General features: G+C 62.2%; 13 protein-coding genes. 5 read left to right on the top strand and 8 right to left on the bottom strand.

Features of this window, described 5'->3' with window-relative positions; genetic code table 11:
- Window positions 1-146 precede the first annotated feature (146 nt).
- Complete coding sequence (locus KW841_RS07780; RefSeq protein WP_218475041.1) at window positions 147-944, bottom strand: ABC transporter substrate-binding protein; 798 nt, start codon at window positions 942-944, stop codon at window positions 147-149.
- A gap of 123 nt (window positions 945-1,067) precedes the next feature.
- Here KW841_RS07780 and dnaX point away from each other — a divergent pair, with 123 nt between their 5' ends.
- The 5 genes from dnaX to KW841_RS07755 all read left to right on the top strand — a co-directional run bounded on the left by dnaX (window position 1,068) and on the right by KW841_RS07755 (window position 6,881).
- Window positions 1,068-3,149, top strand: a complete 2,082-nt coding sequence (dnaX, locus tag KW841_RS07775) for a DNA polymerase III subunit gamma/tau (RefSeq protein WP_218475038.1) — start codon at window positions 1,068-1,070, stop codon at window positions 3,147-3,149.
- Window positions 3,150-3,217: 68 nt separating this feature from the next.
- Window positions 3,218-3,556 (top strand): YbaB/EbfC family nucleoid-associated protein, encoded by a 339-nt coding sequence (locus KW841_RS07770; protein ID WP_007971455.1) that lies wholly within the window; start codon window positions 3,218-3,220, stop codon window positions 3,554-3,556.
- A gap of 266 nt (window positions 3,557-3,822) precedes the next feature.
- Window positions 3,823-4,857 (top strand): NADP-dependent oxidoreductase, encoded by a 1,035-nt coding sequence (locus KW841_RS07765; protein WP_218475036.1) that lies wholly within the window; start codon window positions 3,823-3,825, stop codon window positions 4,855-4,857.
- A 79-nt stretch (window positions 4,858-4,936) separates the two neighbouring features.
- Entirely contained in the window at window positions 4,937-5,539 is a 603-nt protein-coding gene (gene recR, locus KW841_RS07760) for a recombination mediator RecR (protein ID WP_008050204.1), read from the top strand.
- A gap of 193 nt (window positions 5,540-5,732) precedes the next feature.
- The gene (locus tag KW841_RS07755; RefSeq protein ID WP_218475034.1) at window positions 5,733-6,881 is read left to right on the top strand and encodes an acyl-CoA dehydrogenase family protein; all 1,149 of its coding nucleotides are present in this window, start codon (window positions 5,733-5,735) and stop codon (window positions 6,879-6,881) included.
- Between the two features lie 148 nt (window positions 6,882-7,029).
- Here KW841_RS07755 and KW841_RS07750 read toward each other — a convergent pair whose 3' ends face one another.
- The 7 genes from KW841_RS07750 to KW841_RS07720 form a co-directional block, all read right to left on the bottom strand.
- A complete protein-coding gene (locus tag KW841_RS07750) occupies window positions 7,030-7,578 on the bottom strand; it encodes an adenine phosphoribosyltransferase (RefSeq protein WP_015095998.1) in 549 nt (182 codons plus the stop codon).
- 80 nt (window positions 7,579-7,658) lie between these two features.
- Window positions 7,659-8,393 (bottom strand): fumarate/nitrate reduction transcriptional regulator Fnr, encoded by a 735-nt coding sequence (gene fnr, locus KW841_RS07745; protein WP_007971448.1) that lies wholly within the window; start codon window positions 8,391-8,393, stop codon window positions 7,659-7,661.
- Window positions 8,394-8,483: 90 nt separating this feature from the next.
- Window positions 8,484-9,866 (bottom strand): oxygen-independent coproporphyrinogen III oxidase, encoded by a 1,383-nt coding sequence (gene hemN / locus KW841_RS07740; RefSeq protein WP_104449967.1) that lies wholly within the window; start codon window positions 9,864-9,866, stop codon window positions 8,484-8,486.
- 200 nt (window positions 9,867-10,066) lie between these two features.
- A complete protein-coding gene (locus KW841_RS07735; RefSeq protein WP_218475032.1) occupies window positions 10,067-10,750 on the bottom strand; it encodes a sulfite exporter TauE/SafE family protein in 684 nt (227 codons plus the stop codon).
- Window positions 10,743-10,961, bottom strand: a complete 219-nt coding sequence (gene ccoS / locus KW841_RS07730; RefSeq protein ID WP_007971444.1) for a cbb3-type cytochrome oxidase assembly protein CcoS — start codon at window positions 10,959-10,961, stop codon at window positions 10,743-10,745. Before ccoS ends, KW841_RS07735 begins: the two co-directional genes overlap by 8 nt.
- 22 nt (window positions 10,962-10,983) lie before the next feature.
- Window positions 10,984-13,437, bottom strand: a complete 2,454-nt coding sequence (locus KW841_RS07725; RefSeq protein ID WP_218475030.1) for a heavy metal translocating P-type ATPase — start codon at window positions 13,435-13,437, stop codon at window positions 10,984-10,986.
- 154 nt (window positions 13,438-13,591) lie between these two features.
- Window positions 13,592-14,131: a FixH family protein gene (locus KW841_RS07720; protein ID WP_218475028.1), complete on the bottom strand. Its 540-nt coding sequence runs from the start codon at window positions 14,129-14,131 to the stop codon at window positions 13,592-13,594.
- Window positions 14,132-14,137: the final 6 nt, after the last annotated feature.

Genomic DNA, 14,137 nt, shown 5'->3' with positions numbered 1-14,137 from the left:
ACGAGCTTGCTTGCATACCAGCCGGATTTGACTGGAAGGGAGCAGCCGCAGCGGTGACATTGTGTGCCGGGGTGTGGCTGGTAGGGTTACCACCTTAACGCCACGCGAGTGCTCTCTCGCGTTATCTTCTTGAATACCGACTTTCGCTAACTGCCAGGATCTTCTCCGGGGCGGTTTTTTGTCGTTTGCGCTTTATCCACAGCCACAGGCTCGCCACCGATATACAGCCGAACAATTTCATCGATCTCCCCGGACATCTTCATCCGCACCAGGGTGCGCAGAATGCTCTGCACCGGAACCTGTGGGTCGTTGCGAACATAGCAACCCAGACTGTTTTCCTGCAGCACTGCCACGCTTTGCAGTTGTTGCTGCGGCAGCAGGCGGTGATTGAACCAGTCCAGGCTCCATTGATTGCTGACGGCATAGCGATTGCGGCCGGCCAGGAGTTTTTCCAGCACTTGTTCCTGATTGCGCGCGTCGTCGCGTTGCAGTTGGCCGCTGTCGAACAGTGGCTGCAGGGTCGGGTAGCTGTAGCCCAGCACGGTGCCTATGGGCTGTTGCGGCAAGTCGGCGGGTTTGGCTGCGTCGGGCGTTGCATCCCGGGTGATCAACACGTCAGGTTGAGTGAAGAGCGGGATGCTCCAGAGATAATCGCCAGGCTGTTCAGGCAGCCACGATTGCGCGGCATAACAGCGGACATCGACCTCGCCTTGCTCCATGGCGCCTTGTATGCGCCGGCGGGGCAATACGTGGAATTCTGCCGGTACGCCGACCTGGGTCGCGAGGCTGAGCATCATGTCATACAGGATGCCCTGGGTCGGTTTGCCCCGCTCAAGCTGCACCATGGGCATGCTCCAGCTGTCGGTTATCACGAAGCGCAGCGGTGCTGGCGCCGCCGCGCCGTCCAGGCTGATCAACAGCAATGCCCCCAAGGCCAGCCGCATAAACACTCCGTTAAATGCCTCCGATGTGCAGCTTAGCCACAATACACGAGCGCACCGGATGCAATTTGTGCCTTGCTCCGCTAGCATTAGCCGCTTCTGCTTCCTTCGCTGCGACGGTTTTCGATGAGTTATCAGGTTCTTGCACGTAAATGGCGTCCGCGCTCGTTCCGCGAAATGGTCGGCCAGACCCATGTGCTCAAGGCTCTGATCAATGCCTTGGACAGCCAGCGGCTGCACCACGCCTACCTCTTCACCGGTACCCGTGGGGTCGGCAAGACCACCATCGCGCGGATCATTGCCAAATGCCTTAACTGTGAGACAGGTATCACTTCGACCCCCTGTGGCGAGTGTTCGGTGTGTCGCGAAATCGACGAAGGCCGCTTTGTCGACCTGATCGAGATCGACGCCGCGAGCCGCACCAAGGTCGAAGATACCCGCGAATTGCTCGACAACGTGCAGTACGCCCCGAGCCGTGGGCGCTTCAAGGTCTACCTGATCGACGAAGTGCACATGCTCTCCAGCCATTCCTTCAACGCGCTGCTCAAAACCCTCGAGGAGCCGCCACCCTACGTCAAGTTCATCCTGGCGACCACCGATCCGCAGAAACTTCCGGCAACGATTCTGTCGCGGTGCCTGCAGTTCTCCCTGAAGAACATGACGCCGGAACGGGTTGTCGAGCACTTGACCCACGTGCTGGGTGTCGAGAACGTGCCGTTCGAGGACGATGCACTGTGGTTGCTGGGCCGTGCTGCCGACGGTTCGATGCGTGATGCCATGAGCCTGACCGACCAGGCGATTGCCTTCGGTGAAGGCAAGGTCCTGGCCGCCGATGTGCGGGCGATGCTCGGGACCCTCGATCACGGGCAGGTCTACGACGTCCTGCATGCGCTGATCGAAGGCGATGCCAAGGCGTTGCTCGAAGCCGTCCGCCACCTGGCCGAACAAGGCCCGGACTGGAATGGCGTGCTCTCGGAAATTCTCAATGTGCTGCACCGCGTTGCCATTGCCCAGGCCTTGCCGGAAGGTGTCGATAACGGTCACGGCGACCGTGATCGCGTGCTGGCACTGGCCCAGGCCTTGCCGGCCGAAGACGTGCAGTTCTACTACCAGATGGGCCTGATCGGCCGCCGCGACTTGCCGCTGGCGCCGGATCCCCGGGGCGGTTTTGAAATGGTGCTGCTGCGGATGCTGGCGTTCCGGCCCGCAGACACCGCGGATGCCCCGAGGCAACCGCTAAAGCCAGTGGGGATCAGCCAGGCCACAGTTGATTCCGCAAACTCAGTGGCTGCCGCGCAGGTCGTTGCGCCGGTAGCCGCTGCGGCCGTTGCACCGATAGCGGCTGCGCCAGTGGCGGCTCCTGCGCCAGCAGCGGAACCGGTGGCGCCGGTCGTTGTGCCAGAACCTGCGCCTATGCCTGTGGTTGAAGCGGCCGTGGTCGAAGAGGTGGTCGACCTGCCGTGGAATGACCCGGTCGCGCCTGCTCCCGTTCAGCAACCGGCGGTGGAGCCGGTGCTGGAAACCGCCAGCGAACAACCCGAATTACCGCCGATGCCGTTGCCGACGCCGGACAGCGTGGTGCCGGATGCTCCTGAGTGGGCCGCCGCGCCGATACCGGAGCCTTCGGTGGCCGAGGTCGATGCCGCGACACCGGGCATGGACCTGGATGACGAGCCGCCGCTGGACGAGGATTACATCGAGCCGGACATGGATTCGGCCTACAGTTACCTCGACGAACTGGCCAGCGAGCATGCCGCCGACCCGGCGCCGGAACCCGAGCCTGAGCCCGCGGCGATGCCGGCCACCGGCCTGGCCCTGCAATGGCTGGAGCTGTTCCCGAAATTGCCGATTTCCGGCATGACCGGCAGCATCGCCGCCAACTGCACGCTGATCGCGGTGGATGGCGACAATTGGCTGATGCACCTGGACCCGGCCCACAGTGCCTTGTTCAACGCCACTCAGCAGCGTCGCCTCAACGATGCGCTGAACCAGTATCACCAGCGCACGCTGACCCTGAGCATCGAGCTGATCAAGCCCGAGCAGGAAACCCCGGCACAAGCGGCTTCGCGCCGTCGCGCCAACCGTCAGCGTGAGGCGGAGGAATCGATCCATGGTGATCCGTTCATCCAGCAAATGATGCAGCAGTTCGGTGCGGTGGTCCGTAACGATACTATTGAACCTGTCGACGCCCTGGTCACTCAGGGCTAATAACTGAAGGCGCTCGGCTACATTCCGCCGGGCGCTGTTTTGATCCAAGTACTTTTGAGGTGATTACCATGATGAAAGGTGGCATGGCCGGCCTGATGAAGCAGGCGCAGCAGATGCAGGAAAAAATGGCCAAGATGCAGGAAGAGCTGGCCAACGCCGAAGTCACCGGTAAGGCCGGTGGCGATATGGTCACCGTGGTGATGACCGGTCGCCATGACGTCAAGAGCGTGACCATCGACCCGAGCCTGGTCGAAGGCATGAGCGAAGACGACAAGGAAATGCTGGAAGCGGTCATCGCCTCCGCGGTCAACGATGCCGTGCGCAAGATCGAAGCCAACAGCCAGGACAAGATGGGCAGCATGACCGCCGGCATGCAACTGCCGCCGGGCATGAAACTGCCATTCTGATTCGCCTTCAGGCGGCAGATGAGCTACAAAAAATGCCAGGCATTGCGCCTGGCATTTTTTTTGGCTGACAGATGTGTGGTTTCGGTGAAATTGCCATCGCTGGCAAGCCAGCTCCCACAGGTATTGCGAACGCCGCGAATCTTGTGGGAGCGGGCTTGCCCGCGATGAAGTCGCCTAGGTGCAACTGAATAAACATCGAACGCCATACCGCCACAAAGGTCTGCTCCCTATATCACCCAACCCCATCGATCACAGGAGACGCTGCCATGTCCGACCCCATGACCCTCAATCAACGCATTGTCCTGGCTTCACGCCCGATCGGCGCGCCAACGCCGGAAAACTTCCGCATGGAGCGGGTGGCGTTGCCGGAACTCGCCGACGGTCAGGTGCTGCTCAAGACCGTTTTCCTGTCGCTGGATCCCTACATGCGCGGACGCATGAGCGACGCTCCGTCCTACGCCGCACCGGTGGAAATCGGTGAAGTCATGACCGGGGGCGCGGTCAGCCGGGTCGAGCGCTCGCTCAATCCGAAGTTTCAGGAAGGTGAACTGGTGGTCGGTGCCACTGGTTGGCAAAGCCACAGCATCAATGACGGGCGCAGCATCATCCCGGTGCCGTCGGGATTGCCCAGTGCGTCGATGGCCCTTGGGGTGCTGGGAATGCCGGGCATGACCGCGTACATGGGCCTGATGGACATCGGCCAGCCCCAGGCCGGCGAAACCCTGGTGGTTGCAGCGGCCTCAGGCGCAGTGGGGTCGGTGGTCGGCCAGGTGGCGAAGATCAAGGGACTGCGCGTGGTCGGCGTGGCCGGCGGAGCGGACAAGTGCCGTTATGTCGTCGACGAGTTGGGCTTCGACGCCTGCATCGACCACAAGAGTCCGGATTTTGTCGATGAGCTGGCCAAGGCCTGCGGCAAGGGCATCGACATCTACTATGAAAACGTCGGCGGCAAGGTCTTCGACGCCGTGGTGCCGTTGCTCAATCCCAAGGCGCGGATTCCACTCTGCGGCCTGATCGCCTCCTATAACGCCCATGAAGCGCCGAGCGGGCCGGATCGTCTGCCCCTGTTGCAGCGCACCCTGTTGACCAAGCGGGTGCGCATCCAGGGCTTCATCGTGTTCGATGACTATGGTGATCGCCAGCCGGAATTTCTCAGTGCCATGGCGCCCTGGGTGCGCGATGGCAAAGTGAAATTCCGCGAAGACGTGGTCGATGGCCTGGAACAGGCTCCCGACGCGTTCATCGGCATGCTGGAGGGGCGCAACTTTGGCAAAGTGGTGGTTCGGGTTTCCCGGGACTGAGTAATTGACGCTGCAATTTGACGCTCAACCGAGGCGCGGGTATAAACCGCGTCTCGTTGTTTTGTCGGACTTTTCCACCATGAGCTTCAGCCCTTTGATTCGCCAACTGATCGACGCCCTGCGAATTTTGCCTGGCGTGGGTCAGAAAACCGCCCAGCGCATGGCGTTGCAGTTGCTCGAGCGTGACCGCAGCGGCGGCTCGCGCCTGGCGCTGGCCTTGAGCCAGGCCATGGAAGGGGTCGGTCACTGCCGCTTGTGTCGTACGCTGACCGAAGATGATCTGTGCCCGCAATGCGCCGATACCCGTCGCGACGACACCTTGCTCTGCGTGGTGGAAGGCCCAATGGATGTCTATGCGGTGGAGCAAACCGGTTTCCGCGGGCGCTACTTCGTGCTCAAGGGGCATCTGTCGCCGCTCGACGGTCTGGGGCCGGAAGCCATCGGCATCCCGCAATTGATGGCGCGGATCGAAGAGGCTGGCACGTTCGCCGAAGTCATCCTGGCGACCAACCCGACCGTGGAAGGTGAAGCCACAGCGCATTACATCGCCCAGTTGCTCAGCAGCAAAGGCCTGATCGCCTCGCGTATCGCCCACGGCGTGCCGCTCGGTGGTGAGCTGGAGTTGGTGGATGGCGGTACTCTGGCGCATTCGTTTGCCGGGCGGAAGCCGATTTCGCTCTGAGTTCATGTGGCGTCCACGCTGACGCCATCGCGAGCAAGCTCGCTCCCACAGGGTAGTGCGGCGTACATAAAGCCAATGTGGGAGCGAGCTTGCTCGCGATGCAGGCGACGCGGTCCGTCTGAATGACACAATCCTGTTGTAAACCAAGCAAGCGCTCGGTTAACTTCACTGACCCCTTCAGTGGAGCTCGCCGATGTCTGCCTTTCAGGAGTACTTCGACCCCAGCCACCAATTGGTCCGTGACAGCGTCAGACGTTTCGTCGAACGCGAGATCCTTCCCGATATCGAGCAGTGGGAAGAAGCCGAAAGCTTTCCTCGCGAGCTCTACCTCAAGGCCGGCGCAGCGGGGATTCTCGGCATTGGGTACCCGGAGGCTTACGGAGGCAGCCACGAAGGGGATCTGTTCGCCAAGGTTGCCGCCAGTGAAGAGTTGATGCGCTGCGGCTCAGGCGGGCTGGTTGCCGGCCTGGGGTCGCTGGATATCGGCTTGCCGCCCATTCTCAAGTGGGCACGACCCGAAGTGCGGGATCGTGTGCTGCCCCAGGTGTTGTCGGGAGAGAAAATCAGCGCCCTGGCCATCACCGAGCCCGGTGGCGGCTCCGATGTCGCCAACCTGCAAACCCGCGCCGTGCGCAATGGCGACTTTTACCGGGTCAATGGCAGCAAAACCTTTATCACCAGTGGTGTGCGTGCGGACTTTTATACCGTCGCGGTGCGTACCGGTGAGCCGGGGTTCTCCGGCATCAGCCTGTTGCTGATCGAAAAGGGCACGCCCGGTTTCACCGTAGGACGGCAACTGAAGAAAATGGGCTGGTGGGCGTCAGACACGGCCGAACTGTTCTTCGATGATTGCCCGGTGCCCGTGGGAAACCTGATCGGCGCCGAGAACATGGGCTTTGCCTGCATCATGGGCAATTTCCAGAGCGAACGCCTGGCCCTGGCACTGATGGCCAACATGACCGCACAGCTGGCGCTGGAGGAGAGCCTGAAGTGGGCGCGCCAGCGCGAGGCCTTTGGCAAACCGATCGGCAAGTTTCAGGTGATCAAGCATCGCCTCGCCGAGATGGCGACCGCGCTGGAGGTATCCCGGGAATTCACTTACCGCCAGGCGGCAAAGATGGCGGCGGGGCAGAGCGTGATCAAGGAAATTTCCATGGCCAAGAATTTTGCGACGGATACCGCAGACCGGATCGTGACCGATGCGGTGCAGATACTCGGTGGGCAGGGATACATGCGCGAGAGCCTGGTGGAGCGGCTGTACCGCGACAACCGGATCCTGTCGATTGGCGGCGGGACGCGGGAAGTGATGAACGAGATCATCAGCAAGCAGATGGGGCTCTGAGCCGAGCTTGAATTCAGTGGTGTTGCCGCTGACGCCATCGCGGGCAAGCCCGCTCCCACAGGGGATCATGGGTAGACACACATTGTGTTTACTACAGAGATCACTGTGGGAGCGGTCTTGCCCGCGATGGCGCCGGGACAGGCGCCGCTTACATGTCAGTCAACGCAAACTGTGTCAGGCAGAACGTCGGAATGCCCATGTCCTCCAGGCGCTGCGAACCACCCAGCTCCGGCAGGTCGATGATCGCCGCCGCTTCATGCACCCGCGCACCCATGCGGCGGATCAGGTTGGCAGCAGCAATCAGGGTGCCGCCGGTCGCGATCAGGTCATCGAACATCACCACCGAATCCCCTTCGCACAGGCTGTCGGCGTGCACTTCCAGGAAGGCTTCGCCGTATTCGGTCGCATAACCCTCGGCCAGTACGTCAGCCGGCAGCTTGCCTTGCTTGCGAAACAGCACCAGCGGCTTGTTCAACTGATAGGCCAGTACCGAACCGATCAGGAAGCCACGGGCGTCCATCGCGCCGATGTGGGTGAAGTCAGCCTCGACGTAACGGTGGGCAAAGCTGTCCATCACCAGGCGCAGGGCCTTGGGGGACTGGAACAGCGGGGTGATGTCGCGAAAGATCACACCCGGTTTCGGGAAGTCGATGACAGGGCGGATGAGGGATTTGATGTCGAAGGAGTCGAAGACCATCGTCTAGGTGTCCTGGCAGGGCTGCAAACGACGCAGTATAACGGCGGCTGAACCGTTTCGCTCAGCCGCATCGTTTTGTTTCAGCCTTCCAGTGAGCCACCGGCCAGGGCGCACAGCTGGATCGGGTCGATAATCCGGATTTCCTTGCCTTCTGCGGCAATCAGCTCGTTTTGCTGGAAGCGGGTAAAGACCCGGGACACGGTTTCCACCGCCAGGCCCAGGTAGTTGCCGATTTCGTTGCGCGACATGCTCAGGCGGAACTGATTGGCGGAAAACCCCCGGGCGCGGAAACGTGCCGACAGGTTGACCAGGAAGGTGGCGATGCGTTCGTCGGCGGTCTTTTTCGACAACAGCAGCATCATCTGCTGGTCGTCACGGATTTCGCGGCTCATCACCCGCATCAACTGACGGCGCAACTGCGGCAGTTGCAGGGCCAGTTCGTCGAGGCGTTCGAAAGGAATTTCACACACCGAGGTGGTTTCCAGAGCTTGTGCCGACACCGGGTGCTTTTCGGTGTCCATACCCGACAGGCCGACCAGTTCGCTGGGCAGGTGGAAACCGGTGAGCTGTTCTTCACCGCCGTCGCTCAGGCTGAAGGTCTTGAGCGCGCCGGAACGGACGGCGTAGACAGAATCGAAGGTATCGCCCTGGCGAAACAGAAACTCGCCCTTTTTCAGCGGCCGGCCGCGCTTGACGATTTCGTCCAGCGCGTCCATGTCTTCCAGATTCAGCGAAAGAGGCAGGCAAAGAGGGGCCAGGCTGCAATCCTTGCAATGGGCTTGACTATGAGCGCGCTGTTTTACTGGCTCGGACATTTCTTCAATCCTTGTGGGAAATCACACATAAGACGTAAGGGTAACTCACCATAGGAGATCGAGGCCAGTCTGGGGCGCTAGCTTGCAGAATTAGATCACCCGTGAAAATCGCTGGCGGCTGTGTTGTTCCAGGTACGCGTCGAACACCATGCACACCGAACGCACCAACAGTCGCCCGGCGGGCAGGATAGTGATCCTGTCGCGATCGAGTTCGAGCAGCCCGTCTTTGGCCATGCCTTGCAGTTGGGGCCAGAGTTCGCCGAAGTAGCCCTGAAAATCGATGTTGAAGGCCTGTTCGATGTCGGAGAATTCCAGGCTGAAGTTGCAGATCAATTGCTGAATGACCGCGCGCCGCAGCCGGTCATCGGCATTGCACAGCAGGCCGCGGCTGGTGGCCAGTTGCATTGAGGCCAGGGTGTTCTGATAGTGGTTCAGGTCGCTGCTGTTCTGGCAGTAGAGGTCGCCGATCTGGCTGATTGCCGAGACGCCGAGGCCGATCAGATCGCAATGACCGTGGGTGGTGTAGCCCTGGAAGTTGCGTTGCAGGGTCGATTCTTCCTGGGCGATCGCCAGCTCGTCGTCGGGCAGGGCGAAGTGGTCCATGCCGATGTAGCGGTAACCGGCGCTGATCAGTTGCTCGATGGTGCGCTGCAGCATTTCCAGTTTCTGCGCGGGAGTCGGCAGTTCATTGCTGTTGATGCGCCGCTGCGGCATGAAGCGTTCCGGCAGGTGGGCGTAGTTGAACACCGATAATCTGTCCGGTTGCAGGTTGATGACCTCTTCGACGGTGCGGGCGAAGTTATCCGGTGTCTGTCTCGGCAGGCCGTAGATCAGGTCGATATTGATCGAGCGAAACTGCAAGGTGCGGGCGGCGTCGATCACGGCGCGGGTTTCTTCCAGGCTTTGCAGGCGATTGACCGCTCGCTGCACCGCCGGGTCGAGGTCTTGCAGGCCGATGCTGACCCGATTGAAGCCCAGTTCGCGCAGCAGTCCCATGGTCGACCAATCGGCCTCGCGGGGGTCGATCTCGATGCCGTAGTCGCCGGAATCGTCGTCCAGCAAATTGAAGTGTTTGCGCAAGTGCGCCATCAACTGGCGCAGTTCGTCGTGGCTGAGAAAGGTCGGCGTGCCGCCACCGAAGTGCAGTTGCTCGACTTTCTGCGTGGGGTCGAGGTGGCAGGCGATCAGCTGGATTTCCTGCTCCAGGCGCTGCAAATACGGCTGCGCCCGGCCGCGATCCTTGGTGATGACCTTGTTGCAGGCGCAGTAGTAGCAAATGTTCGCGCAGAACGGCACGTGTACGTACAGGGACAATGGACGTTGGGCTTTGCGGCTGTCGCGCAGGGCATGGAACAGGTCGAAGGTGCCGACCTGGCTGTTGAATTGCACGGCGGTCGGGTACGAGGTGTAGCGGGGTCCCGCCAGGTCATAACGGCGGATCAGATCAGTGTCCCAACGAATGGCGTCGAGCATCATGCGGGCATTCCCCGGATAGGCTGGCAGTGTCGGCCACCTTATGCGAGGTCGGGATTGGGCATCTTGATTTGCATCAAGGTCAGAATCTTTGTCGTTTGTGAGGGCCTCATCGCGAGCAAGCTCGCTCCCACAGGGGGAGTCGCTGTGTACACAAAACCTGTGGGAGCGAGCTTGCTCGCGATGGGCGCGCCGCCGGTTTAATGACCCATGAGCCAATGCTGATGCGGCCCCGGCAGTGTCCAGAGGCCAAACAGCATAACCAGCATCCCACCCGCCATGCGCACACTGCGCTTGCGCAACACCGCGGTGACGCGCTCGGCAGCCAGGCCGGTCGCCAGCAATACCGGCCAGGTGCCAAGCCCGAACGCAAGCATCAACAGTGCACTGTCCAGCGCGTTGCCCTGGCTGGCAGACCATAGCAGGGTGCTGTAAACCAGGCCGCACGGCAGCCAGCCCCAGAGCGCACCCAGCAGCAGTGCGCGCGGAACGCTCGATACCGGCAGCAACCGGTTGGCGACGGGCTGGATGTGCCGCCACAAGCCTCGACCGAGGCTTTCGATACGGGTCAGGCCGCTCCACCAGCCGGCCAGGTACAGGCCCATGGCAATCAACAGCAAGCCGGCGAGGATGCGCAGGAACATCGCCGCCGGGCTGCTGGCCACGGCCCATCCGGCCAGGCCGATCAGCAGTCCGGCGCAGGCATAACTCAGAATCCGCCCCAGGTTGTAGGCCAGCAGCAGGCGAAAGCGCCGACTGCGTTGCTCCTTGGGAATCGCCAGGGTCAGCGCGCCCATCAAGCCGCCGCACATGCCCAGGCAATGACCGCCGCCGAGCAAGCCGAGGATCAGCGCCGATACCAGCAGTGGTGCCAGTTCAAGCATGGGGCGGGGCCTTGTCTTGCGGTTTGGCCGGTTGGCCGCTGGCTTCGTCGACGGCGGCGGTGTGGTTCGGGTCCTGATCGTCGAACAGGATGCTGTGGGCCGGGCCGTCGAGGTCGTCGTACTGCCCACTGTCGACCGCCCAGAAGAAGATATAGACGGCGATGGCCACGATCAGCAGCGCAGCGGGAATCATCACGTAAAGAGCTGGCATCTGGACTCCATGCCCGCGCGGCTCAGGCCGGCAGCGGGCGGGTTTCTGGCGGGGTGTCGAGGGCGCGCTCGCTCGGCATCCGAGTCAGGCGCAGCGCGTTCAGCACCACGGTCAACGAACTGATCGACATGCCTACCGCCGCCCAGACCGGAGTGATCCAGCCGAGGGCGGCGAAGGGCAACATGAGGCCATTGTACAACCCGGCCCACAACAGGTTCTCGATAATGACCCGACGGGTGCGCCGCGCCAGACTGAAGGCTTGCACCAGCGCGTCGAGGCGGTTGGACAGCAGCACCGCATCGGCATTGGTTTTCGCCAGATCAGTGGCCGAACCCATGGCGACGCTGATATCCGCAGCCGCCAGCACCGGCACGTCATTGACGCCGTCACCCAGCATCAACACCTTGCGACCTTCCTTGTGCAGTTGTTGCAGAACTTGCAGTTTGTCGTCCGGGCGCAAGCCGCCGCGCGCTTCATCGATGCCCAGTTCTGCCGCCACGCTGGCGACCATCGGCGAGCTGTCGCCGGACAACAACAGCGTGCGCCAGCCCCGCGCCTTGCACACGGCCAGCAAGGCCGGCGCATCGTCACGCAAGCGATCATCGAGGACCAGCCAGGCCAGCGGCCCTTCGCTGTCGCCGAGCAGCAGCCATTGGCCGGCTTCATCGGGTATCGGCGGCACCGCGGCGCCACTGAGTTCGCAGACGAATCCCGGTTGACCGATGCGCAGGCGCCGCCCTTCAACCAGCCCCTCCAGGCCAAGACCCGGGGTGCTGTGGACTTCTTCGGCCGCCATCGGCGCACGACCGAATGCACGGGCGATGGGGTGTTCGGAGCGGTTTTCCAGGGCGGCGGCGAGGCCCAGGCATTGGTCGCTGTCGAGGGCGCCGAGGGGGCGGATCGAGCGCAACGCCAGTCGGCCTTCGGTGAGGGTGCCGGTCTTGTCGAAAATCACCGTGTCGATCTGGTTCAGGCCTTCCAGCACATGGCCGCGGGTCAGCAACAGGCCAAGTTTGTGCAAGGTGCCGGTGGCCGCAGTGAGGGCGGTCGGCGTTGCCAGCGACAAGGCGCACGGACAGGTCGCCACGAGCATCGCCAGCACGATCCAGAAGGCTCGCGATGAGTCCAGTTCCCACCACAACAGGCCAATGGCCGCAGCCGCGATCAGTGAAAACAGCAGGAACCATTGCGCGGCGCGGTCGGCGATTTCCGCCAGGCGCGGTTTTTCGGCCTGGGCACGCTCGAGCAGGCGAACGATGGCTGAGAGGCGCGTGTCCTGGCCCAGGGCCTGGACCTCGACGGTCAGTGCGCCTTCGACGTTCAGGGTGCCGGCGGTGACCGCATCGCCGAGGGTGCGAGGGTGCGGCAGGTATTCACCGGTCAGCAGCGACTCATCGATACTCGATTGGCCATCGAGGATCTTGCCGTCGGCCGGGAGAATGGCGCCTGGATGAACCAGTACCTGATCACCGATGCGCAGTTCGCTGAGCAGAATGCGTTCGCTCTGGCCTTCAGGCGTCAAGCGCAGGCACGAGGCGGGCAGCAGATTCACCAGCTGCGCGGTGGCGGCGGCCGTGCGCTCGCGGGCGCGCCGCTCCAGATAGCGCCCAGCCAGCAGGAACAAGGCAAACATGCCGACGGCATCGAAATACAGTTCGCCGACCCCGCTGATCGAGGTCCAGATCCCGGCGACGTAGGCGCTGCCGATGGCCAGCGACACGGAAACGTCCATGGTCAGGTGGCGGGTGCGCAGATCGCGCATGGCGCCTTTGAAAAACGGTGCGCAGCTGTAGAACACGATCGGGGTGGTGAGGAACAGCGCGACCCAGCGCAGGATGGTGTGCAGTTCGGGACTGAGGTCGATGTTGAATTCTGGCCAGGTGGCCATGGTCGCCATCATCGCCTGGAACCACAGCAATCCGGCCACGCCAAGCTGGCGCAGGGCCAGGCGGTTTTCGCTGGCCAGTTGTTCGCTGGCGCGGTCGGCCTGATAGGGGTGTGCGGCATACCCGATGTGGCGCAGTTCGCTGAGGACTCGGCTCAGGGGTAATTGCGCGTCGCTCCAGCGCACGTGCAGGCGGTGGTTGGACAGGTTCAGGCGCGCTTCGGCCACCGCCGGCAAGGTGCGCAGGTGTTTCTCGATCAACCAGCCGCAGGCGGCGCAACTGATGCCTTCCATCAGCAGTGTGGTTTCGGCCATTTCGCCTTCGTGGCGGACAAAGGGCTGCTGCACATCGGCGCGGTCGTACAGCGCCAGTTCGTCGACCAGTTGTACCGGTAGCGCCTCGGGGTTGGCCGAGGCTTCGCTGCGGTGCTGGTAATAGCTATCCAGGCCGCCGGCGACGATGGCCTCGGCCACGGCCTGGCAACCCGGGCAGCAGAACTCGCGGGACTCCCCGAGTACGACGGCGGTAAAGCGACTGCCGGCCGGGACGGGCAGGGCGCAGTGGTAGCAGGGGAGTGGGGTGGTGGTCATGGAGTATTCACTAGTACTGCTGAATCTCAGGCGTCTGATAGGGCCTCATCGCGAGCAAGCTCGCTCCCACAGGGATCATAGGTGTACTCAGGTTCTGAGCACGACGGTGATCAACTGTGGGAGCGAGCTTGCTCGCGATGCGCGAAGCGCTGCTTTATTTCTTCAGGTCTTCGGCACCTTGCAACGGTTCATCACCGAGCAGCAGATCCTTGTCATGGTTGACCAGTTCCTCTTCGAACATTCGCCAGATATGGTCGTCCTGGGTGCCGAGCAATTCGACAAAGCGCCGGCCTTCGATCTTGTCGCTCAACTGGCCGATATAGCGACCCTGTTCGGTTTCGCTGCGGGCCAGGGTGACCTTGCGATCCTTTTCCGGCTGGGTCGGCGAGATCAGGTTCAGCTCCAGGGTTTTCGGATGGCTGTCGCCGCTCAGGCGCAGGTCAACTTCGCCGGTCACGTCATCGAGATGAATACTCGCGCGCATTTTCAGGTTCTGGGCCAGCAGCTCACGGTCGAGGGAGCGGTTGATGCCTTTGCCGGCCTCGTAGTAGTTGTCGTTGACCAGGTTGTCCGGGTTCTTCACCGCGATGGTCACCATGGACAAGGTCAGCGTCACCGAGCAGGCCAGGATCCCGATGATGATCCACGGCCAGAGGTGCTTGTACCAGGGGCTTGCGGCAGTTGCTGCGGGCATGTTCAG

The sequence above is a fragment of the Pseudomonas sp. PDM28 genome (assembly GCF_019219115.1).
GTDB lineage: Bacteria > Pseudomonadota > Gammaproteobacteria > Pseudomonadales > Pseudomonadaceae > Aquipseudomonas > Aquipseudomonas laurylsulfatiphila.
Note: the sequence above shows the minus strand (reverse complement) of the source record. Positions and strands in the feature narration are given on the sequence as shown.